General features: G+C 71.9%; 22 protein-coding genes and 3 tRNA genes. 8 read left to right on the plus strand and 17 right to left on the minus strand.

Annotated features, from left to right (window positions below):
* Window positions 1-106: 106 nt before the first annotated feature.
* Complete coding sequence (gene leuD / locus Q0444_RS06180) at window positions 107-703, minus strand: 3-isopropylmalate dehydratase small subunit (protein ID WP_291080224.1); 597 nt, start codon at window positions 701-703, stop codon at window positions 107-109.
* A 5-nt stretch (window positions 704-708) separates the two neighbouring features.
* Entirely contained in the window at window positions 709-2,175 is a 1,467-nt protein-coding gene (leuC, locus tag Q0444_RS06185; RefSeq protein ID WP_291080222.1) for a 3-isopropylmalate dehydratase large subunit, read from the minus strand.
* A 69-nt stretch (window positions 2,176-2,244) separates the two neighbouring features.
* Here leuC and Q0444_RS06190 point away from each other — a divergent pair, with 69 nt between their 5' ends.
* A complete protein-coding gene (locus Q0444_RS06190; protein WP_291080220.1) occupies window positions 2,245-2,946 on the plus strand; it encodes an IclR family transcriptional regulator in 702 nt (233 codons plus the stop codon).
* A 16-nt stretch (window positions 2,947-2,962) separates the two neighbouring features.
* On the opposite strand, the gene Q0444_RS06195 is transcribed toward Q0444_RS06190, so the two are convergent.
* Genes Q0444_RS06195 through Q0444_RS06215 form a run of 5 tightly spaced genes read right to left on the minus strand, consistent with a single transcriptional unit; the run spans window position 2,963 to window position 9,051 of the window.
* Complete coding sequence (locus Q0444_RS06195) at window positions 2,963-3,865, minus strand: ABC transporter substrate-binding protein (protein WP_299022169.1); 903 nt, start codon at window positions 3,863-3,865, stop codon at window positions 2,963-2,965.
* Window positions 3,866-3,916: 51 nt separating this feature from the next.
* Complete coding sequence (locus tag Q0444_RS06200; protein WP_291080216.1) at window positions 3,917-5,287, minus strand: NAD-dependent succinate-semialdehyde dehydrogenase; 1,371 nt, start codon at window positions 5,285-5,287, stop codon at window positions 3,917-3,919.
* Window positions 5,284-6,354, minus strand: a complete 1,071-nt coding sequence (locus Q0444_RS06205; protein WP_291080214.1) for an alcohol dehydrogenase — start codon at window positions 6,352-6,354, stop codon at window positions 5,284-5,286. The genes Q0444_RS06200 and Q0444_RS06205 overlap by 4 nt, the downstream gene beginning before the upstream one ends.
* A 40-nt stretch (window positions 6,355-6,394) precedes the next feature.
* Entirely contained in the window at window positions 6,395-8,050 is a 1,656-nt protein-coding gene (locus tag Q0444_RS06210; protein ID WP_299022174.1) for an NAD(P)/FAD-dependent oxidoreductase, read from the minus strand.
* A 47-nt stretch (window positions 8,051-8,097) separates the two neighbouring features.
* Entirely contained in the window at window positions 8,098-9,051 is a 954-nt protein-coding gene (locus tag Q0444_RS06215) for an alpha/beta hydrolase (RefSeq protein WP_299022176.1), read from the minus strand.
* A gap of 281 nt (window positions 9,052-9,332) precedes the next feature.
* Here Q0444_RS06215 and Q0444_RS06220 point away from each other — a divergent pair, with 281 nt between their 5' ends.
* A complete protein-coding gene (locus Q0444_RS06220) occupies window positions 9,333-9,923 on the plus strand; it encodes a GAF domain-containing protein (RefSeq protein ID WP_299022178.1) in 591 nt (196 codons plus the stop codon).
* Between the two features lie 107 nt (window positions 9,924-10,030).
* Window positions 10,031-11,074 (plus strand): helix-turn-helix domain-containing protein, encoded by a 1,044-nt coding sequence (locus Q0444_RS06225; protein WP_299022181.1) that lies wholly within the window; start codon window positions 10,031-10,033, stop codon window positions 11,072-11,074.
* 37 nt (window positions 11,075-11,111) lie between these two features.
* On the opposite strand, the gene Q0444_RS06230 is transcribed toward Q0444_RS06225, so the two are convergent.
* Window positions 11,112-12,017, minus strand: a complete 906-nt coding sequence (locus Q0444_RS06230) for a LysR family transcriptional regulator (protein WP_291080206.1) — start codon at window positions 12,015-12,017, stop codon at window positions 11,112-11,114.
* A gap of 112 nt (window positions 12,018-12,129) precedes the next feature.
* On the opposite strand from Q0444_RS06230, the gene Q0444_RS06235 reads away from it, so the two are divergent.
* From Q0444_RS06235 to Q0444_RS06250, 4 genes are read left to right on the plus strand one after another with little or no spacing between them, the layout of a single operon-like run.
* Window positions 12,130-13,305: an acyl-CoA dehydrogenase family protein gene (locus Q0444_RS06235; RefSeq protein ID WP_299022186.1), complete on the plus strand. Its 1,176-nt coding sequence runs from the start codon at window positions 12,130-12,132 to the stop codon at window positions 13,303-13,305.
* Window positions 13,305-14,519, plus strand: a complete 1,215-nt coding sequence (locus tag Q0444_RS06240) for a CaiB/BaiF CoA-transferase family protein (protein ID WP_299022189.1) — start codon at window positions 13,305-13,307, stop codon at window positions 14,517-14,519. The genes Q0444_RS06235 and Q0444_RS06240 overlap by 1 nt, the downstream gene beginning before the upstream one ends.
* The gene (locus Q0444_RS06245; RefSeq protein WP_291080203.1) at window positions 14,516-15,262 is read left to right on the plus strand and encodes an enoyl-CoA hydratase/isomerase family protein; all 747 of its coding nucleotides are present in this window, start codon (window positions 14,516-14,518) and stop codon (window positions 15,260-15,262) included. The genes Q0444_RS06240 and Q0444_RS06245 overlap by 4 nt, the downstream gene beginning before the upstream one ends.
* Window positions 15,259-16,101 carry a 3-hydroxyacyl-CoA dehydrogenase family protein gene (locus Q0444_RS06250; RefSeq protein ID WP_291080202.1) on the plus strand — a complete coding sequence of 281 codons (843 nt, stop codon included), beginning with the start codon at window positions 15,259-15,261 and terminating at the stop codon, window positions 16,099-16,101. The genes Q0444_RS06245 and Q0444_RS06250 overlap by 4 nt, the downstream gene beginning before the upstream one ends.
* A 62-nt stretch (window positions 16,102-16,163) precedes the next feature.
* Here Q0444_RS06250 and Q0444_RS06255 read toward each other — a convergent pair.
* The 4 genes from Q0444_RS06255 to gltX form a co-directional block, all read right to left on the minus strand.
* Window positions 16,164-16,239, minus strand: a tRNA-Glu gene (locus Q0444_RS06255).
* Window positions 16,240-16,399: 160 nt separating this feature from the next.
* Window positions 16,400-16,472 (minus strand) — tRNA-Glu (locus tag Q0444_RS06260).
* Between the two features lie 58 nt (window positions 16,473-16,530).
* Window positions 16,531-16,602, minus strand: a tRNA-Gln gene (locus tag Q0444_RS06265).
* A gap of 79 nt (window positions 16,603-16,681) precedes the next feature.
* Entirely contained in the window at window positions 16,682-18,166 is a 1,485-nt protein-coding gene (gene gltX / locus Q0444_RS06270; RefSeq protein WP_291080200.1) for a glutamate--tRNA ligase, read from the minus strand.
* A gap of 123 nt (window positions 18,167-18,289) precedes the next feature.
* Here gltX and Q0444_RS06275 point away from each other — a divergent pair, with 123 nt between their 5' ends.
* On the plus strand, window positions 18,290-19,420 hold the full coding sequence (locus Q0444_RS06275) for an isochorismate synthase MenF (protein ID WP_291080198.1): 1,131 nt from the start codon (window positions 18,290-18,292) through the stop codon (window positions 19,418-19,420).
* Between the two features lie 8 nt (window positions 19,421-19,428).
* On the opposite strand, the gene Q0444_RS06280 is transcribed toward Q0444_RS06275, so the two are convergent.
* The 5 genes from Q0444_RS06280 to serA form a co-directional block, all read right to left on the minus strand.
* Entirely contained in the window at window positions 19,429-20,223 is a 795-nt protein-coding gene (locus Q0444_RS06280) for a fumarylacetoacetate hydrolase family protein (protein ID WP_299022196.1), read from the minus strand.
* Window positions 20,224-20,233: 10 nt separating this feature from the next.
* Window positions 20,234-20,947, minus strand: a complete 714-nt coding sequence (locus Q0444_RS06285) for an exonuclease domain-containing protein (protein ID WP_299022199.1) — start codon at window positions 20,945-20,947, stop codon at window positions 20,234-20,236.
* Complete coding sequence (locus Q0444_RS06290) at window positions 20,947-22,809, minus strand: DUF294 nucleotidyltransferase-like domain-containing protein (RefSeq protein WP_299022202.1); 1,863 nt, start codon at window positions 22,807-22,809, stop codon at window positions 20,947-20,949. The genes Q0444_RS06285 and Q0444_RS06290 overlap by 1 nt, the downstream gene beginning before the upstream one ends.
* Before the next feature lie 99 nt (window positions 22,810-22,908).
* Window positions 22,909-23,928 carry a 3-isopropylmalate dehydrogenase gene (locus Q0444_RS06295; RefSeq protein WP_299022205.1) on the minus strand — a complete coding sequence of 340 codons (1,020 nt, stop codon included), beginning with the start codon at window positions 23,926-23,928 and terminating at the stop codon, window positions 22,909-22,911.
* A 21-nt stretch (window positions 23,929-23,949) separates the two neighbouring features.
* A complete protein-coding gene (serA, locus tag Q0444_RS06300) occupies window positions 23,950-25,542 on the minus strand; it encodes a phosphoglycerate dehydrogenase (protein WP_291080186.1) in 1,593 nt (530 codons plus the stop codon).
* Window positions 25,543-25,677: the final 135 nt, after the last annotated feature.

The following is a 25,677-nucleotide window of genomic DNA, read 5'->3' on the forward strand; positions in this document are numbered from 1 at the left end:
CGGACCGGGTCGACGTCCCGGCCACAACCAACATAAGTATACTCCCACGTTGGCCGTATCCCTCGGCGACTGCGGACCATACTCCGCGAATTCACACGAGGACCCCTCAGCGGGGGGTGGTGACCGGCGCGAAGGCCGGTCGTCGCTCCTCGAAGTCCGAGATGGCGTCGGCCTTACGCAGAGTGAGCCCGATGTCGTCGAGCCCCTCCATGAGCCTCCACCGCGTGTAGTCGTCGATGTCGAACGGGACCGTGACGTCGCCGGCGGTCACCGTGCGCGTGCCCAGATCGACGGTCAACTCGATTCCAGGTCGCTCGTCCATGATCTTCCAGAGCAGTTCGACGTCCTGCTGGTCGACCCGGGCGGCCACCAGTCCGGACTTGCCGGAGTTGCCGCGGAAGATGTCGGCGAAGCGGGAGGAGATCACCACGCGGAAGCCGAAGTCCATCAGCGCCCAGACCGCGTGCTCCCGGGACGACCCGGTTCCGAAGTCGGGGCCCGCGACGAGCACCGAGGCGTGGTCGTAGGGCGGGCGGTTGAGCACGAAGTCGGGCTCCTTGGCGCGCCAGGACGAGAACAGACCGTCCTCGAACCCGGTGCGCGTGACGCGCTTGAGGTACTCCGCCGGGATGATCTGGTCGGTGTCCACGTTGGACCGGTGGAGCGGGGCCCCGATGCCGGTGTGGGTGGTGATCGGCTCCATGGTGGTCAGGCCCCCTTCACGGGCTCGAGATCGGCCGGCGAGGCGAGGCGCCCGACGACGGCGGTGGCCGCGGCGACCGCCGGGCTCACGAGATGGGTGCGGGCACCCTTGCCCTGGCGGCCCTCGAAGTTCCTGTTGGAGGTCGAGGCGCAGCGCTGGCCCGGCAGCAGGGAGTCCGGGTTCATCCCGAGACACATGGAGCAGCCCGGCTGGCGCCACTCGGCCCCGAACGCGGTGAAGATCTCGCCCAGGCCCTCCTCCTCCGCCTGCTGCCGCACCCTCATGGATCCGGGCACGACGAGCATCCGGACGCCCTCGGCGACCTCGCGACCCTCGATGACCCGGGCGACGGTCCGCAGGTCCTCGATCCGGCCGTTGGTGCAGGAGCCCACGAACACCACGTCGACGGGGACGTCCCGGAGCGGGGTGCCCGCCTCGAGGCCCATGTAGTCCAGCGCACCCTCGGCGGCGACGCGATCGCTCTCGTCCGTGAAGGAGTCGGGGTGCGGGACCGACGCACCGAGCGGCGCGCCCTGCCCGGGGTTGGTTCCCCAGGTGACGAACGGGGTGAGCGCGGAGCCGTCGATCACGACCTCGGTGTCGAACACCGCGTCGTCGTCGGTCCTCAGGCCGTCCCAGTACTCGACGGCGGCGTCCCACTCCGCGCCGGTCGGCGCGTGCGGACGGCCCTCGAGGTAGTCGTAGGTGGTCTGATCCGGGGCGATCATGCCGGCGCGGGCACCCGCCTCGATGCTCATGTTGCAGATGGTCATCCGGGCCTCCATCGAGAGCTTCTCGATGGCCTCGCCGCGGTACTCGATGATGTGACCCTGCCCGCCGCCCGTCCCGATCTGGGTGATGACCGCGAGGATGAGGTCCTTGGCGGAGACGCCGGGCTGCAGCTCCCCGGTGACCGTCACCGCCATGGTCTTGAACGGCCGGAGCGAGAGCGTCTGGGTGGCCATGACGTGCTCGACCTCGGAGGTGCCGATCCCCATGGCGATGGCGCCGAAGGCGCCGTGCGTGGACGTGTGCGAGTCCCCGCACACCACGGTCATGCCCGGCTGGGTGAGGCCGAGTTGGGGGCCGATGATGTGGACGATCCCCTGCTCCCGGTCGCCCATCGGGTAGAGCCGGACGCCGAACTCCTCGCAGTTGCGCCGCAGGGTCTCGATCTGGGTCCGCGAGACCCGGTCGGCGATGAGGTCCACCGCGCCACCGACGATGTCGGTCGGCACGTTGTGGTCCTCCGTGGCCAGCGTCAGATCGGGCCGGCGGAGGCCGCGGCCCGCCAGCCGGAGCCCGTCGAACGCCTGCGGGCTGGTCACCTCGTGGACCAGGTGGAGATCGATGTAGATGAGGTCCGGTTCGCGGGACTCGCCCTCGCCCTCACCCTTGGCCACCACGTGGTGGTCCCAGACCTTCTCGGCCAGGGTCCGGGGCCGGGCGCCGCCGGTCGCTGTCTCACTCATCACGCCTCCAGTCCACATCCCGGGCCGGAACCGATAGATTCTCAGCATGTAGGACGCTATAGTCGAACTGTGAGACAGTATAGCGGGATCGGGGTCCTCGACAAAGCGATGACGGTGCTCCACGCCGTGGCCGAGCAACCGTGCGTCCTCTCCGAGCTCTGCGAACGCACCGGACTCCCCCGCGCCACCGCCCACCGGCTGGCCGTGGGTCTGGAGATCCACCAGCTCCTCTCCCGTGACGACGCCGGCGTGTGGAGCCTCGGTCCGGGCCTGGCCTCGCTCGCCGCGCACGCGTCGGACTCGCTCGTCGACGCCGCCTCGTCGGTCCTGCCCCGGCTGCGGGAGGCCACCGAGGAGAGCGTTCAGGTCTACCGCCGCGACGGCGACCGGCGGATCTGCGTGGCGTCGGCGGAACCCCTCACGGGACTGCGGGACACCGTCCCCGTGGGCGCGGTCCTGCCCATGACCCGGGGGTCCGGCGCCAAGGTGCTGGCCGCATGGGCCGATGCGGCCACCCAGCGCGCGCTGCTCGTGGACGCCGCGTACACCGAGCGCCAGCTCGCCGAGGTGCGCCGCCGCGGGTGGGCCCAGTCGGTCGCCGAGCGCGAGGCCGGCGTCGCCTCGATCTCGGCACCCATCAGGGATGCGGGAGGCACCGTCGTGGCCGCGATCTCGGTCTCGGGTCCGGTGGACCGGATCGGTCGCCGCCCCGGTGTCCGCTGGGCCGCCGACCTGCTCGCCGCCGCGGAGGCGATCCACAAGCGGTTGTGACGCCCGGTCGCGGATCTCAGGCCGGCCGCCGCCCCTCCACCAGTCGCCCGAGGGCCCACGGCAGGCTGCTCACGCTGGGCTGGCGGACCGCCGCCACGAGGTCCCCGTCGCGCGGATCCACCCGCACCACCTGGACCCCGGAGCGCCGCAGGTCGCGGTACGGCCTCGGGTCGGGGTAGGACACCACGTCGAGTCCCAGCCCGCGGATCTCGCGTCCGAACGGGGACCGTCCGTCGAGCGTGGCCACCGGGGTGTCGGGGAGCGCGCCCGTACCCACGACGACGACGAGGGCCTCCACCCCCAACCTGCGCTGTCCCCGGGTCCACGCGTCGAGCGCCTCCTCGGCGGCCTCCGCCGCCGGGTCCGGATCGCGCCCCACCGCGTCGGCCACCAGATCGAGGTGACGGCGCCATCCCGGCCGGCCGGCGGGGTCCACCATCACGGCCGCGAGCTGTTCGAACCCGCGGAGCTGGGCCTCGGTGGGGTCGGCGGCGGCGAGGGCGAACCCGTCGACCCCGAACGGCAGCAGCGAGCGCAGGCTCGGCAGGCCCGGACCACCCCAGTCGGGTGCGGGCGGTGCGGCGTGGTCCCGCCAGGGCCTGCGCCCCGTCCCGTCCGCCGCCCAGGCGGCCACCGGTTCCCGCCCGAGGGCGAGCAGGACGTCGAGGTCGGCGGACGAGAGCGTGATCACGCGCCGGACCGGCGAGTCGGGGGTGGGGGTACGGATCGGACTGGGGGGCGCGAGCGGGTCGCTCGTCGAGACCGTCGGGCTCGTCGTCGTGGGGTCCCCGCCCGTCCCGCACGCGGTGAGCCCCACGAGACCGAGACCGACCCCGACCGCGGCACGCAGCAGCGTACGGCGGTCAGGGCCGGCGGCGGGGCGGGACGGCCCCGGGGAGGACAGGGGTGACCGCGGCACGGTGTGAGTCTAATCGCGGCCACTCCGGGCCGCGGCCACCCGCCCGGGGGGTCAGACCCGGTGGACCAGCTTCTTGTTGGAGAACTCGTCCAGGCCGAACCGTCCCAACTCCCGCCCGACGCCCGAGGTCTTGACCCCGCCGAAGGGCATGTCGGGAGCGCTCTTGATGGTGGTGTTGATGCCGACCATCCCGGATTCCAGACGCTCCGCCACGTCCTGGACGCGGGCGGGGTCGCCCCCGAACACCGCGGCACCGAGCCCGAACGGGCTGTCGTTGGCGATCTCCACCGCCTCGTCGGCCGAGGCGACGCGGTGCACGACCGCCACCGGGCCGAACAGCTCCTCGCGGTAGGCCCTCATGTCCGGGGTGACGTCGGTGAGGACCGTCGCCGGGTAGTAGGCGCCCTCGCCCTCGGGGACCTCTCCGCCGAGATGGACGGTGGCACCCTTCGCCACCGCGTCCGCCACCTGCTCGGCCAGCTCGGAGCGTGCCTCGGCCGACGACATGGGTCCCATCCGCGTGGCCGGGTCCGCCGGGTCGCCCAGCGTCCACTGCCGGGCCTTGTCGAGGAAGGCCGCCAGGAACTCGTCCCACACGGGGTCCTCGACGAGGATCCGCTTGGACGAGGTGCAGGCCTGGCCGGCGTTGGCGAAGCGCCCGGTGGCGGCCGCGGACGCCGTCGCGGTGACATCCGCGTCCCCGAGCACGATGAGGGGATCCGACCCTCCCAGCTCCAGGACGCACTTCTTGAGGTTCTCCCCCGCCTGCCTGCCCACGGCCTCCCCGGCCTTCTCCGACCCGGTCAGCGAGACGCCCCGGATCGCGGGGTGCGCGATGACCCGGCCCAGCTGCCCGCTGGTGGCGAAGAGGTTCTGGTAGACCCCTACCGGCGCGCCGGCGGCGAGGAGGATCTCCTCCATCACCAGCGCCTCCTGCGGGCAATTGCGGGCGTGCTTGAGCAGGATGGTGTTCCCCAACAACAGGTTCGGGGCGACGAACCGGGCGACCTGGTAGTACGGGAAGTTCCACGGCATGATCCCGAGCAGGGCGCCGATGGCCTCGGTCCGCACCACCGCCCGCCCCGGTCCGGAGATGTCGAGCACCTCCTCCTCGAGGAACCCCCGGGCCGTCGTGGCGTAGTACTCGTAGATCCGTGCGGCCAGGTCGACCTCGCCGAGGGCCTGGGTCACCGGCTTGCCCATCTCGAGGGTCATCAGCTCGGCGAGCTCCTGCTTCCGCTCGCGGTAGAGGTCCGCGACGCGTTGCAGGACCGCCGCGCGCTCGGACACCTCCGTCCGGCGCCAGTCGCGGTAGGCCTCGTCGGCCCGACCGACGGCGGCGTCGACCTCGGCGTCGCTGACCGCGTCGTAGCGGGCGACGATCTCCCCGGTGCGGGGGTCGGTGGTGGCGTATCTGCTCATGTGTCCTGTCCTTTCAGCACGATGCGGCCGGTGACCCCGCCGCGGACCAGTCTGTCGAGGGAGTCGACCACGCCCGCCAGGTCCAGGGCGGCCTCCGTCACCGGGATCCCGGGGATCGCTCCCCGCCGCGCCAGATCGACGGCCTCACGCATCTCGTCGAGGGTTCCCACGAAGCTTCCCTCGATCGTGAGCATCTTCAGGGCCAGCAGCGCCGTGGGGATCGTGATCTCCCCGCCGAACAGACCCACCTGGACCATGTGGCCGCCCTTGGCCAGCACGTCGAAGGCCAGCGAGGCCGTCGGTCCGTTGTTGACGAAGTCGACCACCGCCCCGACCGGTCCGCCGGTGGCCTCGAGGAGCAGGTCGCGGGTGCCGTCACCGTCCGAGCGGACCGTCCCGGTCGCCCCCAGCTCACGCGCGGCGGCGAGGTTCGCGTCCGACACGTCCACCGCCACGATCGCGCGATGCCCCAGGGCGTGGAGCGTGGCCACCGCGGTGAGCCCCACACCGCCGACCCCGATCACCACGACGGGCTCGTCGGCCGGCCGCGGGAGGACCTTCTTCGCCGCGCTGTACGCGGTCAGGCCCGAACACGCGATGGTCGCGGCCCAGCTCGGGTCCAGCCCCTCGACGTCCACCAGGTAGCGCGGATGCGGAACCACGACCTGCTCGGCGTACCCCCCGGAACGGGCGACCCCGATGTTGCGTCCCCGCGGGCAGGCGTTCTCCCGGCCGGCCTCGCAGACCGCGCACTCACCGCACCCCGTCCACGGATAGACCAGCCGTGTCCGCCCGACCTCGGCGCCGCTCGCGTCGGGGCCGACCGCCTCCACCACGCCCACGATCTCGTGACCCATCACGAGCGGGTACGGCACGCCCCTGTCGGTGAGGTGCATCCTCCCCCGGCCACCCAGGTCGTAGTAGCCCTCGCGGAGATGGGTATCGGTGTGGCAGACCCCCGAGCGCAGGACCCGCAACCGGACCTCGGTGCCGGTCGGATCGGGGGTGGGGAGCTCGATGTCCGACAGGGTCGGGTCGCCGGGCTCGGTGATGGCGAACGCTCGCATGGTTCCTCGCTTCTCGGTGGGGGTGGTCGGGGTCGGCGCGTCAGGCGACGGCGGCTCGGGCCGGCTCGGTGATCCGCAGGCCCCGGTAGCCGTTCTCGCGGACGTCCGCCAGGATCTGCCGGTACATGCCGAGGCCGCCCAGGAAGAACATGACGGTCCGCTTCTTGCCCGGGATGTTGGCGCCGAAGATCCACGAGGCCGTCTTGGGGAAGAGCGTCATGTGCGCGATCTCCTCGCAGGTGGCGGTCCACCCCGTCTCCGCCTCGCTCGTCGCCTCGACCACCGCCCGGCCGCGCGCGACGGCGCTCTCGATCAGCTCGGCGACGTACTCCACCTGCGTCTCGATGCTGGGCAGGAGGTTGGTGAAGGGCCCGTTCGGGCCGAGGATCATGAACATGTTCGGGAAGTTCGCGGTCGTGATCCCGAGGTAGCTGGTCGGGGCGTCGGCCCAGTGCTCGTTGATGTGCAGGCCACCGCGGCCCCGCAGGTCCATGGCGCGGTAGTTGCCGTCCACCGCGTCGAAGCCGGTCGCGAACACCAGGATGTCGACCTCGTGCTCGACGCCGTCCGCCGTCCGCACACCCCTCGGGGTGATCCGGACGATCGGGTTCTCCTTCACCGGGACGAGCGAGACGTTGTCCCGGTTGAACGTCTCGTAGTAGCCCTCGTTGCACAGGGGCCGCTTGGCGTAGGGCTCCGTCGGGGTGAGGGCGCGCGCCGTCTCCGGATCCTCGACGATCTCCGCGATCTTCGACCGGATGAACGTCGCCGCCGCCTCGTTCGCCTCGGGGTTCGTGGCGATGTCGCTGAACGTGCCGAACATGAAGTGGAATCCGTTGCCCCGGTCCCACGCCTGCTGGAACACCTGCCGGCGCTGCTCTTCCGTCACGCTTCCGGCCTCGATCGCGCTCTCCTCGAACCCGAACGCGACCGACGAGCCGCGCACCTGGGTCCAGATCGCGTCGAAGTTCTTCTTGGTCTCGGCCACCTCCGCCGGGTCGACGGGGCCGTTGCCCGACGGGACACAGTACTGCGGCGACCGCTGGAACACCGTGAGGTTCTCGGCCGTCTTCGCGGCCGCGATGATGAACTGGGTGCCGGTGGAGCCGGTCCCGATCACACCGACCCTCTTCCCGGCGACGTCCAGGTCCTCGGGCCAGGCGTTGGTGTGGACCAGCCTGCCCTCGAAGTGGTCCATCCCGGGGATGTCCGGCATGTTGGTCTTGGCGAGCAGCCCCAGGCCGTTGACGAGGTACGTGCAGGTGAACTCCTCGCCGGCGGCGGTGCGCACGGTCCAGCGGTCGCGCGACTCGTCCCACGCCGCCCCGGTCACCTCGGTGTCGAGCCGGATGTCCTTCATGAGGTCGTAGCGCTCGACCACATGGTGGATGTACGCGAGGATGTCCTCCTGCTCGAGGTACCGCGTGGTCCAGTCGTACTCGCGCAGCAGGTCGTCGTCGAACGAGTACCGGTAGACAAAGCTCTCGGTGTCGGACTTCGCGCCCGGGTAGCGGTTGAAGAACCAGGTCCCGCCCACCCCGGAGCCCTTCTCCAGGACGCGGACCCGCAGGCCCTGCTCGTTGCGGAGCTTGTGGAGCGAGTAGAGGCCGGCGAAGCCCGCGCCCACCACGACGGCGTCGAAGTCGGTGTCGGTCGGGTCGGCGGTGGGCGCAGCGGCGCGGATCGGGGTGGTCATGGTGTCCTCCTGGGTGGGTCTGGTCTGTGGTGGTCGGTGGTGGGTGGTCAGCGGGCGTACCAGGCGGCGACGGCGGCGATCTCGTCGTCGGCGGCCCGGGTCCTGCCCGCGTTGAAGGGGTAGACGTGCTGCTGGCCCTCGCCGATGGAGAGCGTGGAGTCGACCCTGGCCGCCGTGGCCAGGTCGTGCAGTCGGGTCGCGTTGTCCAGCAGCGACTCGACCGAACCGGCGGTGATGTACAGGCGGGGGAAGCCGGTGAAGTCCGCGTAGAGCGGGTTGGCCAGCGGCGTGGTGGGGTCGACCGAGTCGCCCAGGACGCCGGCGATCATGCCCTCGAGGAGCCCGCGGGTGATGAGCGCGTCGGTGGCGTCGTTGGTCTCCAGGGTCACGCCCTTGTTCTCCATGTCGAGCCACGGGGAGAACGCGATCACCGCGCCGGGCAGCGGGCCACCCCGCTCCTTCAGCGCGAGGGCGGTGGCCACGGCGAGGTTGCCGCCGGCGGAGTCACCGATGGTGGTGATGGCCTGCGGGGAGATGCCGGAGTCGACCAGGCCGTGGAAGACCGAGACTGCGTCCTCGAGCCCGGCGGGATGCGGGTGCTCGGGAGCGAGACGGTAGTCGAGCACGAAGGACTGGACCCCGAGGGCCTTGGCGACGTGGGCCGCGAGCTTGCGGTGGCTCGACGCCGATCCCACGGAGAAGCCACCACCGTGGGTGTACAGCAGGACCTGTCCGGCATCGGAACCGACGGGGCGGCACCAGATGCCGGGGACCCCGCCGACGACGCCCTCCTCGTAGGTGACGTCCGTCGGCTCGGCCGTGGGCTGGTGCCACTCGTCGAAGATGCTGCGGAACAGACGGACGGTGAGGCCCTCGGTGGTGGCGAGGATCTCGGACCAGTCGGTGTAGAGGTCCTTCAGCGGATCGTTCTCGGTGGCGGCCTGTGTGGTGGTGGCCTGCTCGGTGGTTGCCTGCTCGGTGGTTGCCTGCTCGGTGGTCATGGCGGCGTCCTTCCTTCCGGTCCCGGGCACCTCCCGGGGGTGTGATGCAGAACACTAGGATCGGCCGCCGGTCCGAAAGTGTGCCGTTTCGGAACACCGGCCCCGGCTCTGACAACGGGACCGGCCGAAAGCGACGACGTGAGCCACCCCACATGCGGTGATGCCGCGGCCGCAACAATGCCTCCCGATCCGGCAACGGCGGCCTCCCGACACCGGGTGACACCGGTGTGACGGGTGGCACATAATGGCGTCATGGCGAGAACATCAGGGCTGGTCGCGCCATGACGGTCGATCGTCCGGGCGTCAGTGTGGAGGAGATCCGGTCAGCCAAGGAGGCGCTCATCCGCGCCGGGTCCCTCAGCGATGCGGGTCCGGCCCCGGAGTGGCTGCTCGCCGAGATCGACCGCAGCTGGCGCCGGTCGATCAGCGCGGGTGCGGCCCGGGGATCCGGCGAGTTCCTCTACCGCGACGAGGTCGACCCGGACAGTGAGCTCAGACGCGCTGCGCGCCCGATCCTCGACCGACTCGCGTCGACGGTCCAGGATCTGGGAACCGCGATATTCCTGGCGGACGCCGGCGGCCAGGTCGTGGACCGCCGGATCGCCGACCCCGGAGATCGTGGACGCTTCGACCGGGCGTGCGCCGCCGAGGGGTTCCTCTTCTTCGAGACGACCATCGGTACCAACGGGCTGGGTACCCCGATCGAGGAGAACACCTCGGTCTTCGTGCGGGGCCCCGAGCACTTCAACGAGGCACTGGAGGGATTGGCCTGCGCGGGGGTACCGATCCCCCACCCGATCACCGGACGGGCGATGGGCTCACTGTCGCTCGCGGCGCCCGCCGACAGCGCCGAACGGATGATGCTCCCCTGACCCGCGAGGGGGCCCGGGCGATCTCGGAGCAACTGTCCTCGGGCGAGCTCCTGCGGGACTCGGCGCTGGTCGGGGCGTATCGGCGAGCACGCGGCCGTGGCCCCGTCGTGGTGCTCGACGCCGAGACGGTGATCGCCAGCGTCTCGGGGGCGTCCCTCCTCAGCACCGAGGCGCATGCGCAGTTGTGGGAGGCGCTGGTCACCGGTGCCCCCGGCCACGGCCGACGGCTTCTGGAGCTCGAACTCGACGGCTCCCCGATGCGCCTCATCACGCACCCCCTGGGCGACCACGATCGGCCGGCGTTCGCCGTGGAGATCCTCGACCGTGGCGCGCCGCGCCTTCGCGGCCGCCCGGCCTCGCACGGCGCGACCGCCACCGTGTCGCCCGCCGGCCACACGACCGGCCCGGTTCTCGTCACCGGACCCGCCGGGTCGGGGCGGTATCACGCGGCGCGGCAGCTTCTCCGGCACAACGGACACCCCGAGCCCGTGGTGGTGTCCGCCGCGCGGCTCCGAACGGACGGCCCCGAGCTGGGTGCCGCGTTGAGCGGTCTCGACTCCGGTGGTGCCGTGATCGTCAGACGGTTGGAGGAACTGCCGACCGCCGAGCGAGCAGTGCCCGGGCTCCTCCGGGACGCCGCGGAACGTACGCCCGGTGCACGCCTGGTGGCGACCGTCGACCCCGAACGCTCTCCCGACGACCTCGGCGAGGAACTGGGCCGATGGGGCACCCCGCTCGCCGTTCCGGCCCTCTCGTCCCGGCAGGGAGAGCTTCCGCGGCTGGCCGAGGCGATCCTGGGCGAACTCGACGCCCCCCTGAGGCCGGTCCTGTCCGCGGCCACCCACCAGGCGCTACTGCGGTGGCACTGGCCGGGAAACGTCGCGGAGTTCCGCCGCGTGCTCCTCGACCTCGCCGACGAGTTCCCGGGACGGACGGTCGAGCCGTTCCACCTTCCCGAGAGGATGTGGGAGGCCGCAGAACGTCGGCGACTGAGCCGCATCGAGTCCGTGCAACGCACGGAGATCGTCGCGGCCCTGCGCGAGAGCGGCGGCAACCGATCGGCGGCGGCGGCGCTCCTCGGCATCGGCCGCACCACCCTCTATCGCAAGTTGCGCGAACTCCGGATCGACCAGGACAGCCTGTCCGCGTGAGGACTCCCGACCGGTCCCCGGGTCCTGTCGAGCAGGCCTAGCACTCCCCCGTGAGCTCGGAGAGCAGGTCGAGGACGGTCTTCACCGCCGGGTTCGCCTCGCGGCCTCTCCAGGCGGCCCGGAGGTGGACATCGGGCATGACCGCCACCTCGTCCTCCACTGGGGGTACGTAGCGGATGTGGGGATCGACGACCCTGCGCGCCACGGACCCCAGGGTGAGGTGGGCGCCCACCTCGGCGCTCACGAGGGCGAGCGCGGTCTGCGTGTCCGGGGCGACCTGCGCGAAATCCGGGACGACCCGCGCCGCCTGCGCCAACCGGCGCGCCCGATCCACGAGAACGGACCCCTGGTGTTCGGGCAGGGAGATCAACCTCAGGTCCGCCAGCTCGGCAGCGGGCACCTCCGCGTCGCCCGCCAGTCGATGGGTCGCCGGCAGCGCCCAGATGAGCCCGTCGCGCTCCACCACCCGACTGTCCAGGCCTGCCGGGATCACGTCCCAGCGACCCAGGGCCACGTCGACGTCCCCGGACATCAGCAGGCGGAGCGCGGGCTGGGCGTAGGTCTGACTCGCCAGCGCCAGTTCGATCCCGGGCCTGTCCGACCGCACCCGCCGCGCGAGTTCGGCGACCAGCTCGTAGCTCGACACCCCCGCGAACGCGAGTCGAACCCGCCCGGTCTCCCCGCGCGCCGCGGAGCGAGTCGCCTCCTCGGCGCGCCGCAGCGCGCGGAGGACCTCGCGGGCCGGGCCGATCAGGGCGGCTCCGGAGGGGGTGAGCTCCACCGCTCGCGTGCTCCGGTCGAACAGGGTCGTCCCGAGTTCCCTCTCCAGCGCCTGGATCGTCCGGGTGAGCGGTGGTTGGGACATGTGGAGCCGCTCGGCCGCACGCCGGAAGTGCAGCTCCTCGGCCACGGCCAGAAAGGCGCGGATCTGCGCGACGTCCATGGTCGCCTTCCCCTCTCGCTGGCGCAGCCCGCCAGCGGTGATGCCCCCAAGGTATCATCGTCGCGGCAAAAAGTATTGGACTCGTATCAATCCGGTGTGGAGAGTGTCACACATGTACACCGGAAACCCAGCGGTCCCCGACGACGTCTTCGCCGAGGTCCTCAGTCAGATCAGCAACTTCGTCCGCACCCGCGTGGTCCCGCGCGAGTCCGAGATCATGGCGACAGACTCCATCCCCGAGGACCTGCGCGAGCAGGCCGCGGACATGGGTCTGTTCGGCTTCGCGATCCCGGACGAGTGGGGAGGGCTCGGGCTCGACCTCGTCCAGGACGTCGAGCTCGCGATGGAGCTGGGGTACACCAGCCTGTCGTTCCGCTCGATGTTCGGCACCAACAACGGCATCGCCGGCCAGGTTCTGGTGGGATTCGGGACCACCGGGCAGCAGGAGCGGTGGCTCCCGGGGATCGCCTCCGGGGACGTCGTGGCCTCCTTCGCCCTCACCGAGCCGGGTGCGGGCTCCAACCCCGCGGGCCTGCGCACGAGCGCGCGTCCCGACGGCGAGGACTTCGTGATCGACGGCGCGAAGCAGTTCATCACCAACGCCACCATCGCCGACCTCTTCGTCGTCTTCGCCAGGATCCCCGCCACCGACGGGGGCGACGGCACGATCGCGGTCTTCCTCGTTCCCGCCGACGCGCCGGGCGTCGAGGTGGGCCCCAAGGACGCGAAGATGGGCCAGGAGGGCTCCCGGACGGCGACCGTGACCTTCTCGGGTGTGCGGGTCGGCCCGGAGTCCCTCGTGGGCGGCGATGCGGCATCCGGGTACCGGGCCGCGATGACCTCGCTCGCCCGGGGCCGGATCCACGTCGCGGCCCTCGCCGTCGGATGCGCCCAGCGGGCCCTCGACGAGGCCGTCGCCCACGCGGTCACCGCCACCCAGGGCGGAACCGTCGTCGGCGACTTCCAGCTCGTCCAGGCGATGATCGCCGACATCCAGACCGGCGTCATGGCCGGCCGGGCGATGGTGCGGGAGGCGGCCCGGCTGTGGGTCACCGACCAGGACCGGCGCATCGCCCCCTCTGCGGCGAAGCTGTTCTGCACGGAGATGGCCGGCAAGGCCGCCGACCTCGCGGTCCAGGTCCATGGTGGCACCGGCTACATGCGAGATGTGCCCGTCGAGAGGCTCTACCGCGACGTCCGCCTGCTCCGCCTCTACGAGGGGACGAGCGAGATCCAGCGCCTCATCGTGGGCGGCGGGCTGGTCCGGGCCGCGAAGAGGGCGTTGTGATGCTGCCGCTGGAGGGAATCACGGTCGTCGCCTTCGAGCAGGCCGTGGCGGCGCCACTGGCCACCCGGAACCTCGCCGACCTCGGCGCCCGGGTCATCAAGGTGGAGCGGGTCGACGGGGGCGACCTCGCCCGGGGCTACGACCACGTGGTCAACGGGACCGGGGCGCACTTCGTCTGGCTCAACCGGGGCAAGGAGTCCCTGGCCGTCGACCTGAAGAGCGAGGAGGGACGGGACGCGGCCACCCGCCTGGTGGCCGGCGCCGACGTGGTGGTCGAGAACCTCGCACCGGGCGCCGCCACCCGCCTCGGCGTGGACGCCCCGACCCTGAGGGCGGAGCGCCCCGGGTTGATCGTGGCCTCGCTCTCCGGGTACGGATCCGGCGGGCCCCTGGGCTCGCGGAAGGCCTACGACATGCTGATCCAGGCCGATTCGGGCCTCATCTCGCTCACCGGCACCCCCGAGCACCCGGCCAAGACCGGCATCCCCACCGCGGACATCGCCTCCGGGATGTACCTCGCGCAGTCGATTCTCGCAGCCCTGCTGCGCCGGGCGCACACCGGAGAGGGGGCCACCATCGAGGTCTCGATGCTGGAGGCCACGGTCGAGTGGATGGGCCACGCCCTCTACACCCAGCTGGCGACCGGCCGGCAGCCGGAACGACGGGGCGTGGGACACAGCGCGATCGCCCCCTACGACCGCTACCCCACCGCCGACGGCGAGATCCTCATCGGGGTCCAGACCGACTCCGGGTGGCGCTCGCTGGTCACCGAGGTCCTCGGCGCCCCCGGGCTCGCCGTGGACCCACGGTTCCTCACCAACGTCGACCGGGTCGCCCACCGGGCCGAGTGCGACACCGAGGTCGCCCGCCTGACACGACGGTGGTCGACGGCCGACCTGGAGCACCGGCTCTCCGCGGCCGGGGTCCCGGCGGCCAGGCTCCGGGACCTCGCGCACGTCGTGGACCACGAGCAGCTCCGCGCGCGCGACCGCTGGCGGGAGATCCAGATCGAGAACGGAACCGTGCGGGCGCTGCTGCCCCCCGGGACCTTCTCCGACGTCGAGGCCCCGATGGGCGCGGTTCCCGCGCACGGTGAACACACCCGCCGTCTGCTGGCGGAATCCGGCCTGGACGCGGCGGCCGTCGAGTCCGCCCTGGCGAACGGCGTGGCCTTCCAGGCCCACGTCGACGTCCGCCGGGGGGCACGGTCATGACCGGGGGGTTCACCGTCCTCGACGTCGACCTGCTCCCCGACCGGGTGGTGGTCCTACTCGACCGCCCGGAGGCGCGCAACGCCATCGACCAGGCGATGGTCGACGAGCTGCACCGGGTGTGCGACATGCTCGAACGTGACCCTCGCATCCTGCTGCTCGGAGGCAAGGGCGGGGTGTTCGCCGCCGGTGCGGACATCGCCCAGCTTCGCCACCGGCGCCGGGAGGACGCCCTCCGCGGCATCAACTCGGGGTTGTTCGACCGCATCCGGCGGCTGCCGATGCCGGTCATCGGGCTCCTGGACGGCCACGCCCTCGGCGGTGGGGCCGAGCTCGCCTACGCCTGCGACCTCCGGATCGGGACACCCCGGCTGCGGATGGGCAACCCGGAGCCCGGGCTGGGCATCCTCGCGGCCGCGGGGGCGACCTGGCGCCTGGGCGAGCTGGTCGGCGAGCCCCTGGCCAAGGAGATCCTGCTGGCGGGACGCGTCCTCAGCGGCGACGAGGCGTTGGCGATGCGGCTGGTCAGCGAACTCGTGGAACCCGAGGAGCTCCTCGCCGCCGGAGGGCGCTGGGCGGATCGCATCTCCCGGCAGTCCGCGCTGGCGGTGCGGTTGACCAAGGCGGCGTTCCACGCCCCGCGGGAGGCCCACCCCTACATCGACGACCTGACCCAGGCCGTGCTGTTCGAGACCGAGGAGAAGGAGGAGCGGATGACCGCCTTCCTGGAGAAGAGGAAGAAATGACCGTGCCAGAACGCGTCGGCGTCTACGGCGGAGGACGCATGGGAGCAGGTATCGCCTACGCCTTCCTCGCCGCCGGATCCAGGGTGACCGTCATCGAGGCGACGGGAGAGGCCGCCTCGGCCGCACGGGCCCGACTCGCCGCCTCGGTGACCACGGCCTCCGAGCGCGGGCACCTCGACCGCGATCCGGCCGAGCTCCTGGCCCGCGTGGAGGTGTCCGATGACCCCTCGGCGCTGGAAGGATGCGAGCTCGTGGTGGAGGCGGTACCCGAGAGCCCGGCCCTCAAGGCGGGGGTCCTCGCCGCCATCGAGGCCGCCGCGCCCGACGCGTGGATCGGCACCAACACCTCCAGCCTGTCGATCGACGACCTCGCCGGGTCGCTGGCCAGGCCGGAGCGTCTCGTCGGCCTCCACTTCTTCAACCCGGTGCCCGCCAGCGCGCTGGTGGAGATCGTGGTGGGCGGGAAGACCGATCCCGCGCTCGTCGAGCGCGCCCGGACCTGGGTGGGTGGCCTCGGCAAGACGGCCGTCTCGGTGACCGACTCCCCCGGGTTCGCCTCGTCCCGTCTCGGGGTCATGCTGGCGCTGGAGGCCATGCGCATGGTCGAGGAGGGTGTGGCCTCGGCCGGGGACGTCGACACCGCCATGGAGCTGGGTTACCGGCACCCGATGGGCCCGCTGCGCACCACCGACCTCGTCGGACTGGACGTGCGGCTGGCCATCGCGGAGTACCTGGAAGAGCGCCTCGGCCCACGGTTCGCCCCGCCCCGGATCCTGCGGGACAAGGTGGCCGCCGGCGATCTCGGTAAGAAGACCGGCCGGGGATTCTTCTCCTGGTGACCCCGCACCCCGGAGACGACGAGACCCCCCGACTTCGATCGAAGTCGGGGGGTCTCGGTCTGTGGTACCCCCGATGGGATTCGAACCCACGCTACCGCCGTGAGAGGGCGGCGTCCTAGGCCGCTAGACGACGGGGGCCTGTTCGCTCACCCGTGACACGAGAGCCGATCGGGCTCCGCGTTCCGGGCTTCATCACACTAGCCGGTCGTTCCCCAACCCCCAAATCGCGGGTCGGCCGTCGCGCCGGGGCGGAACACGGGAGAAGGCCCGGAGCGGATGCTCCGGGCCTTCTCTGTCGTACCCCCGATGGGATTCGAACCCACGCTACCGCCGTGAGAGGGCGGCGTCCTAGGCCGCTAGACGACGGGGGCCCGAGGACGCGGATCCCCCCGGGGGGATCCACTGTGCGAACGTTCCATGAACGCTCAGCTGGCCTACCAGGACTCGAACCTAGAACGACGGTACCAGAAACCGCTGTGTTGCCAATTACACCATAGGCCACTGTATTCACTTTTCCGCCCCTCGCGGGGCGCCTCGAAGAGACTATCAAATCACCGAGGGTGAATAGCAAATCGCCCTGTCACTCGGCGATCGGAGCGGACCGCAGACGAGCGATCGTGGCCTCGCGGCCAAGCAGTTCGATCGACTCGAACAGCGGCGGGGAAATGTGCGATCCGGTCACCGCGACGCGGACCGGGCCATAGGCCTTCCGCGGCTTGATCCCCAGAGTGTCCACGAGCGCCCCCGACAGCGCCGACTCGATCGCGGGCGTCGTCCACTCCTCCAGCGGCTCCAGTGCCGCGACGGCGGCGTCGACCACCTGGCGGGCCTCCGCCTTGAGGTTCTTGGCCGCCGACTGCGGGTCGACGGAGAACGTGGCCTCGTCGACCACGAGGAAGCGGATGAGGTCCCACGCGTCGGACAGGACCACGATGCGGGTCTGCAGCAACTCCGCCACCACCGCCCAGCGGTCACCGTCCAGGTCCGCCGGGAGCGTCAGCCCGTCCTCGGACGGGTGCTCCACGAGGAACTCCCGAAGGCGCCGCGCGAACTCCTCCGGAGGGAGCTGCCGGATGTGCTCGGCGTTGATCGCGTCGGCCTTCTTCTGGTCGAAACGCGCCGGGTTGGCGTTGACCTTCCGGATGTCGAACGCGGCCACCATCTCCCGGAGGGAGAACACGTCACGGTCGTCGGACAGTCCCCAGCCCAGCAGGGCCAGGTAGTTGAGCAGCCCCTCGGGGAGCATGCCGCGGTCGCGGTGCAGGAAGAGGTCCGACTCGGGGTCCCGCTTGGAGAGCTTCTTGTTGCCGTCTCCCATGACGAACGGCAGGTGGCCGAACTCGGGCACCCTGTCGGCCACGCCGATCCGCATGAGCGCGCGATACAGGGCGATCTGCCGCGGCGTGGAGCTGAGGAGATCCTCGCCACGAAGGACGTGGGTGATCTTCATCAGCGCGTCGTCCACGGGATTGACCAGGGTGTACAGCGGGATCCCGTTGCCGCGGGTGAGCGCGAAGTCCGGGACCGTGCCCGCCTTGAACACCGTCTCCCCGCGGACGAGGTCGTCCCACGCCAGGTCCTCGTCCGGCATCCGCAGGCGGACGACGGCGCCGCGCCCCTCGTCCCGGTAGGCCTGCTTCTGCTCCTCGGTGAGGTCGCGGTCGTAGCCGTCGTACCCGAGCTTGGGATCCCGCCCGGCCGCGCGGTGCCTGGCCTCGACCTCCTCGGCGGTGGAGAAGGACTCGTAGGCCTCCCCCGCCTCCACGAGCTGGCGCACCACCTCGAGGTGTTGGTCGCGGCGCTGCGACTGGCGGTACGGCGCGTAGGGTCCGCCCACCTCGGGCCCCTCGTCCCAGTCCAGCCCCAACCACCGCAGCGCGTCGAGCAGGGCACGGTACGACTCCTCCGAGTCACGGGCCGCGTCGGTGTCCTCGATGCGGAAGACGAACGTCCCTCCCGTGTGCCGGGCGTGGGCCCAGTTGAACAGCGCCGTCCGGACGAGCCCGACGTGGGGCGTGCCGGTGGGAGACGGGCAGAAGCGGACGCGGACGTCTGAGGCGGTCATGGCGACCATCCTAGTGACGGTCCCGCCTCGCACCCCCCACGAGGACCGGCCTAGGATCGGGCGGGTACCCGTGGCCGCGATGCGAGCGCGAGCCACCCCCGTCCGAGCCGAGGGAGGCGAGCCGTGGCGTCAGGGCCCCACCCCGACGCCGCCAGGCCTGTCACCGCACCGGACTTCCTCCTGTCCCGCCACACCGGATCCCTCCGCACGCAGGGCGCCCTCCGGGAGTTCACCGACCCCGCGGACGCCGCCCTGGCGCTGCGGTCCGGGGCCTGCGGACTGGTCGTGGGCGCGATCGGCTTCGAGCCGGACGCGCCCGCCGCCCTGGTCGAGCCGGACATCGTGGTCCGCACGGACGGGCCCCTCGAGCCGCCCGCCTACTTCCGGTCCATCCGTACGCGGGCCCGGGTGGCGGAGGAGATCCCCCCGACCGCCGTCCACCGGGACCGGGTGGCCACCGCCGTCGCCGGGATCCGGGCCGGCGGCCTGGACAAGGTGGTGCTCGCGCGCGCCGTGAGACTGGTCGCCGAGGAGTCGATCGATCCTCACGCGGTCTGCGCGGCGCTCATCGACTCGAGCCCGTCCGCCGACGGCTTCCTGGTCGACCTCTCCCCGGCCGGCGGGGACCACGCCGGCAGGGTCCTGGTGGGGTCGAGCCCCGAACTGCTCGTCCGCCGCCGCGGCGACATCGTGGAATGCCATCCCCTCGCCGGATCCGCACCCCGCGCCGCCGACCCCTCCGCGGACCAGGCGGCCGGTCGCGCCCTGCGGGAGTCGGGCAAGGACGCCTCGGAACACGCCTTCGTGGTGGACGCGCTCGCCGCGGCCCTGGCCCCCCTGTGCCGCGACCTGGAGATTCCCGACCACCCGTCCCTCACGTCCACCCGCGAACTGTGGCACCTGGGAACCCGGATCCGGGGCCGGATCGCCGACCCCCGCACCACCGCGCTCGACCTCGCGCTGGCCGTGCACCCCACTCCCGCCGTCTGCGGCACCCCGACCGACGAGGCCCGGCGGGTGATCGCCGGCCTCGAGGGCGAGCGTGGGTTCTATGCGGGAGCCGTGGGATGGGCGGACTCCCTGGGCGACGGCGACTGGATGGTCACCATCCGCTGCGCCGAGATCGACGCGGACCGCTCCGGTGCGGTGGCGTGGGCGGGCGGAGGGCTGGTCGCCGACTCGGACCCCGACGACGAGGTGGCCGAGACCGCGGCCAAACTCCGCACGGTGCTCCGGGCGTTCAACGCCTCCTGACCGGCCGACTACCTGTCGACGACCGGATTGCTCAGGGCCCCGATCCCCTCGATCTCCACGGTCACGCGGTCGCCGGGGAGCATCGGCCCGACCCCGGCGGGGGTGCCCGTGAGGATCACGTCGCCCGGGAGCAGGGTCATGACCCTGGTGACATACTCGACGATCTCGCCCACGGTGTGCATGAACTGGGAGGTGTTGCCGTCCTGGCGCACCTCCGAGGTGCCGTCCGCGTGGTGGAGCGTGGTGCGCACGTCGAGGCCGTTGGGGTCGAGGTCGGTGACGATCCACGGGCCCAGGGGGCAGAACGTGTCGTACCCCTTGCCGCGGGTCCACTGGCCGTCAGAGAGTTGCTGGTCGCGCGCGGTCACGTCGTTCGCACACGTGTATCCCAGGATCACCTCGTGCGCCCGGGCGGCGGAGACGTCGCGACACGGTTGGCCGATCACCACGGCGAGTTCGCCCTCGTGGTCGACCCTCTCCGAGCTGGGCGGGTACGCGATCGCCGCCTCGGGTCCGACGACCGAGGTGTTGGGCTTGAGGAAGATCAGGGGCTCGGCCGGGGCCTCGGACCCCATCTCCTCGGCGTGGTCGGCATAGTTCTTGCCGACGCACACCACCTTGGAGGCGAGGATCGGGGCGAGCAGCCGGACGTCCGCGAGCGGCCACTCGCGGCCGGTGAACTCCGGTGTCCCGAAGGGATGCTCGGAGATCTCGGCGCAGGTGAGCGCGGAGGGGTCGGAGATGTCCCCGCGGACCTCGACGAAGGCGAATCCCTGGGGGTGGGCGATACGGGCGAGACGCATGACCGCGATCCTAGGCCGTCCGCAGATCCCGGAGCGTCGCCACCCCACGGTCCCGCAACTCGGCCGTCTGGGCCAGGTACAACTCCGCACAGGCGAGTGCATCGACCAGCGCGTCGTGCGCGCGGTAGCGGGGCAGGCCGTACCGCTGTCTCGCCCCCCACAGCCGCAGCTCCCGCGGCGAGGGATCCGGGGCGAAGCCGCGGTCGATTCCCCCGCCGAGCACCCGTCGGTGGAGTTCGAGGGTGTCGACGGCCACGAGCGGCGGGCGCACGCCGTACGCCTCGACGCACAACGCCCCGAGGAAATCCAGCTCTATACGGGTGTAGTGTGCGACGAGGACCCTGCCGGTCAGCGCGTCGAAGATCCCGTCCAGGAACACCTCGACCCCCACCCCCGCCGCCACGGTGTCGTCCGTGAGGCCGTGCAGCGTGGCGCTCTGGCCCACCCCGTCGTCGTCACGGGTCCCGTCCGGCCGCAGAAGCATGGACTCCGCGCCGGCCAGCACGATCCGGTCCCCGTCGATCGGCACCAGCCCCACGGAGAGGACGCGGTCGCGGCGCGGGTCGAGTCCGGTGGTCTCCACGTCCATCGCCAGGAGGGGCAGATCCCCGAGGGGGGTCGCCGGCTCCGGCTGCGGCGTCTCCAGGTAGCGCCGGAGCGGACCGTCGGGAACGCGACGGGCGCTGCGCCGCCGGCGCCCCGCCACGGTGAGTCCGCCGAACATCACATCTGCCCGACGCGGTACTTCAGGGCCACCGAGCCCTGGGCCCCGGCGATGATCCGGAACGCCGCCCGCAGGCGGTTCCGGTCGGCCGAACTCAACATCGACGGGTCGACGTGGTTGTCCTGGGGATCGTCGTCCGCGATCTGGCGCGCGTGGTGTCGGTAGGCCAGGCCGCGGAGGTAGCGGAAGGCCTCCCCCAGGTTCTCGGCGTCGGACCGGCCGATCACGCCCGCTCCCGCCGCGGCGTCCAGTCGGCCGATCGTCGACACCTCCGAGAGCCCGGCGGACAGGGCGTGGAGCCTCGCGAGCTGCACCACCGGCGCGATCCCACCGGCCTTGATGTCCAGGGTGTTGCGGTACTCGCCGCGTCGGGCCACCACGAGCCCCCGGAAGAACCCCAGCGGGGGCTGCCAGTCGCACGCGATCCGCGCGAGGTGGGCGAGGAACCTCGGGCTGCCCACCGACCGCTCGAGCATCTGCGACCGGACGCGGAGGTACAGCGAGGTGTCCCCCACGACGGCGCGGTTGTCGAAGAAGACCTGGGCGTGCAGGACGGCGTCCGCATCCGGGGCCTGCACCCAGTCGCCCACCTGCCTCTCCCATGCCGAACACGTCCGCCTCCATCGCGGATTGGAGGCCATCACGTCGCCGGGGCACAGCGGGAACCCCGCTCCGTCCAGCCCGGCACACACCCGCTCGGCGAGCGCCGCGAAGTACTCGTCCGCTCCCGGGGTGGTGTCCGCGGCGTCGTCGAGGATCAGGGCGTTGTCCTGGTCACTGGCCACCCCGAGTTCGCCGCGGGCCTGGGAACCCAGGCCGACCCAGCAGTAGGGCACGGGCGCGGGCCCCAGGTCGGCCTCGGCCAACTCGATCAGCCGTCGGGTGGCGGCGTCCGCCGTCGCGGTGATCACGCGGCCGATGTCCTGCGGGGCGGTTCCCCGACGGACGAACTCCCCCACCAGCGGCAGCAGCCGGGCGGCACGCTCGGCCACCCCGGACGCGTCCGGGGCGCGGGAGATCCGGGCGGCCAGGTAGACGGGGTCGGTCTGCGCGAGCCGGAGCAGGTCACCGGTCGTCACCATGCCCACGGGAGCCCCGTCCTCGACCACCGGCAGGTGGTGGACCCCGCGCTCGATCTGCAGGAGGGTCGCGTCGAACGTCCGCGTCCGGGACTCGACCGTCACCGGGTCCGGGGTCATGATGGTCGAGACCGCCGCGCTCGTGTCCCCGCCGGTGGCGACCACCTTGGACCGGATGTCCCGGTCGGTGAGGATGCCCACGACCCGGCCGGACTCCACCACGAGCAGCGCCGAGACGCGGTGGTCGGTCATGATCCCGGCGGCCTCACGTACGGAGGTGTCCGGCGTGGCCGTCACCGCGTCCCGCGACAGCAGCTCGCCCACCGGGGGGCCGAGCGCGTCCCCGCCGGCCGCGGCGAGCCGGGCCGACGCGAGGTCCTCGCGGATCCGGTCGCTGCGTTCTCCGAAGAAGTCCCGGAAGCCCGGGTGCGCCGCGGCGATCTCGTCGAAGACCCCCTTGGACATCTCCAGCAGCAGGGTGTCGGCGACCGCCACCATCCGGTAACGGGAGGGCCCGGTGTAGGCCAGGGTCGAGTAGCCGAAGCAGTCGCCCTCGTCCCGCGCCTCGAGCAACGTACCGTCCGGGTCGCACACCTCCACGGCACCGGTGCGGATCACGTGCAGGGTGTCGTTCGGCGCCCCCGCCTCGATGATCACCGTCCCGCGGCGGTGGTACCGCTGGGTGAGCCGCGCCGGGATCCGGTCGAGCTGCTCGACGGGCAGCTGGTCGAAGGGAGCGCAGCGGGCGAGGAAGTCCCTCACCTCGGCAAGTTCGACGTCCATGCCCCCACTCTGGACGCCCGCGGCCCGCGGTGTGATCCGCTTCACGCGATTCACACCCGCGGGCCGCGGGTCGCCGGGGCGACCGGGGTGCCGCCGGGCCTAGCCGCTCACCGCTGCGACGATCCTGTCGCCCACGTCGGACGTGACCACCGGGGCGTCACCCCGCGTTCCCAGGTCGGCCTCGACGGCCGCCTCGACCCGCTCGGCCTCGGTCACCCTGCCCACGTGGCGCAGCAGCAGCGCCACCGAGAGGATGGCGGCGGTCGGATCGGCCTTGCCCTGGCCGGCGATATCCGGCGCCGACCCGTGGACCGGCTCGAACATCGACGGGGTGGTGCCGGAGGCGTCGATGTTGCCCGACGCCGCGGTCCCGATCCCGCCGGTGACGGCGGCCGCGAGGTCGGTGATGATGTCGCCGAAGAGGTTGTCGGTGACGATCACGTCGAAGCGCGACGGGTCGGTGACCATGTAGATGGTCGCGGCGTCGATGTGGCAGTAGTCCACCGCGACGTCGGGGAACTCGGTGGCCACCTCGTCCACGGTGCGCTGCCACAGCCCGCCGGCGTTGACCAGGACGTTGGTTTTGTGGACCAGCGTGAGCTTGCCGCGGCGAGCCGTGGCGCGGGCGAACGCGTCGCGGACCACGCGCTCCACTCCGAAGCGGGTGTTGACCGAGGTCTCGGTGCCGATCTCGTGCGGGGTGCCCACCCGGATCGCGCCGCCGTTACCGGTGTAGAGGCCCTCGGTCCCCTCGCGGACCACCACGAAGTCGATCTCCCCGGGGTTCTTCAGCGGGGTGGCCGAGCCCGGGAAGAGCCGCGACGGGCGCAGGTTGACGTGGTGGTCGAGCGCGAACCGCAGCGGGAGCAGCATGCCCCGCTCGAGGATTCCTGCCGGCACGCTCCGCGGGTCGCCGATCGCGCCCAGCAGAATCGCGTCGTGGCCCTTGAGGCTCTCGATGTCCGCGTCGGTGAGGGTCTCACCGTTGCGGAGGTAGCGCCGCGCGCCGAGGTCGTACTCGGTCTTCTCCACCCCGGGCACCAGGGCGTCGAGCACCCTGAGGGCCTGGTCCGTGACCTCGACGCCGATGCCGTCGCCGGGGATGACTGCGAGTTTCATGATCTGTCGCGTCCTCTTCGGTCAGGCCAGTGAGATCTGGGTGGCGGTGGCGTCGAGCTCGGAGATGATCCGGTCGACGGTCGGCTCGGCCACCGCGCGGTCCACGCGCAGGATCAGCGACGCGCCCTCGCCGTGGGCGTCCTGGCTCAGGGCCGCGGCCTGGATGTCGATGCCCTCGCCCCCGAGGATGGATCCCACCTTGCCGAGCACGCCCGGCCGGTCGGCGTAGTGGACGAAGAGGTTGTGCCCCTCCGCGCGCATGTCGAACCCGCGCTCGTTGATCCGGACGATCTTCTGGACCTGGTCCAGCCCGGAGAGCGTCCCCGTGACGGTGGCGGAGGCGCCGTCGGCCGCCACGGCCGTCACCGAGACCGTGCTCCGGTAGGACTTGGACTCGCTCCGGGTCTCCACGGTGTGCGAGACGCCGCGCTGCTCGGCCATCTGACCCACGTTGACGAAGGTCGCCGGCTCGTCGGTGATCGCGGAGAACATCCCGCGGAGGGCCGCCAGGCCCAGGACGTCGACCTGCTCGGCGGCGAGCTCGCCGGCGACCTCGACCCGCACCGCGGTGGGCACGCCCGGGCACAGGTGGCCGGCCATGAGACCGACCTTGCGGACCAGGTCGAGCCAGGGCGCGACCTCGTCGCCCACGGGGCCCCCGGAGACGTTGACGGCGTCCGGCACGAACTCGCCGCGCAGGGCGAGCAGGACGCTGCGCGCGACGTCGGTCCCGGCCCGGTCCTGGGCCTCGCTGGTGGAGGCACCCAGGTGCGGGGTGACCACGGTGTTCTCGAGGTCGAAGAGCGGCGAGTCGGTGCAGGGCTCGGTGTCGAACACGTCGAGCGCCGCCGACCGGACCTTGCCGGACCTCAGGGCGTCGACGAGCGCCGACTCCACGATCAGTCCACCGCGCGCGGCGTTGACGATCACGACGCCGTCCTTGGCGCGGGCCAGGCGCTCGGCGTCGAACAGGCCGGCGGTCTCCTTGGTCTTGGGCAGGTGCATCGTGATGATGTCGGCCCGCGAGACCAGCTCGTCGATGTCCACCAGCTCGATGCCCAGCTGCGCGGCGCGCGCGGCGGGGAGGTAGGGGTCGTAGGCGACGAGGTGGGTGTCGAATGCCGCGAGCCGCTGGGCCACGAGCTGTCCGATGCGTCCCAGGCCCACCACGCCGACGGTCTTGCCGAGCAGCTCGACACCGTTGAAGGAGCTGCGCTTCCAGGTGTGCTCGCGCAGCGTGCGGTCGGCCGCCGGGATCTGACGGCAGGCGGACAGGAGCAGCGCGACGGCGTGCTCGGCGGCCGAGTGGATGTTGGAGGTGGGGGCGTTGACCACCATGACGCCGCGCGCGGTGGCGGCGGGGATCTCCACGTTGTCGAGTCCGACGCCCGCGCGGCCGATGATCTTGAGCCTGGGGGCTGCGGCGAGCACCTCGGCGTCGACCGTCGTGGCCGACCGGACGAGGATCGCGTCGGCCTCGGCCACCGCCTCGAGGAGCTTGGGGCGATCCGGGCCGTCGACCCAGCGGACCTCCACGGCGTCGCCGAGCGCGTCGACGGTCGACTGGGCGAGCTTGTCGGCGATGAGGACGACGGGACGTCCGGATGCTGTCACAGTGGGATCTCCTCGGTGTCAAAATAGGCACCGCCAGTCTAGGCCACCGCGCGGGGCCCACGACCAGTGGCCGGGGGGTCGTCGGAGGCCTACCGTGGCGGATGTCACCGCTGGACCCATCGACGCCGACGAACG

Origin of the sequence: uncultured Dietzia sp., from assembly GCF_937873725.1 — a bacterium.
Taxonomy (GTDB): Bacteria; Actinomycetota; Actinomycetes; order Mycobacteriales; family Mycobacteriaceae; genus Dietzia.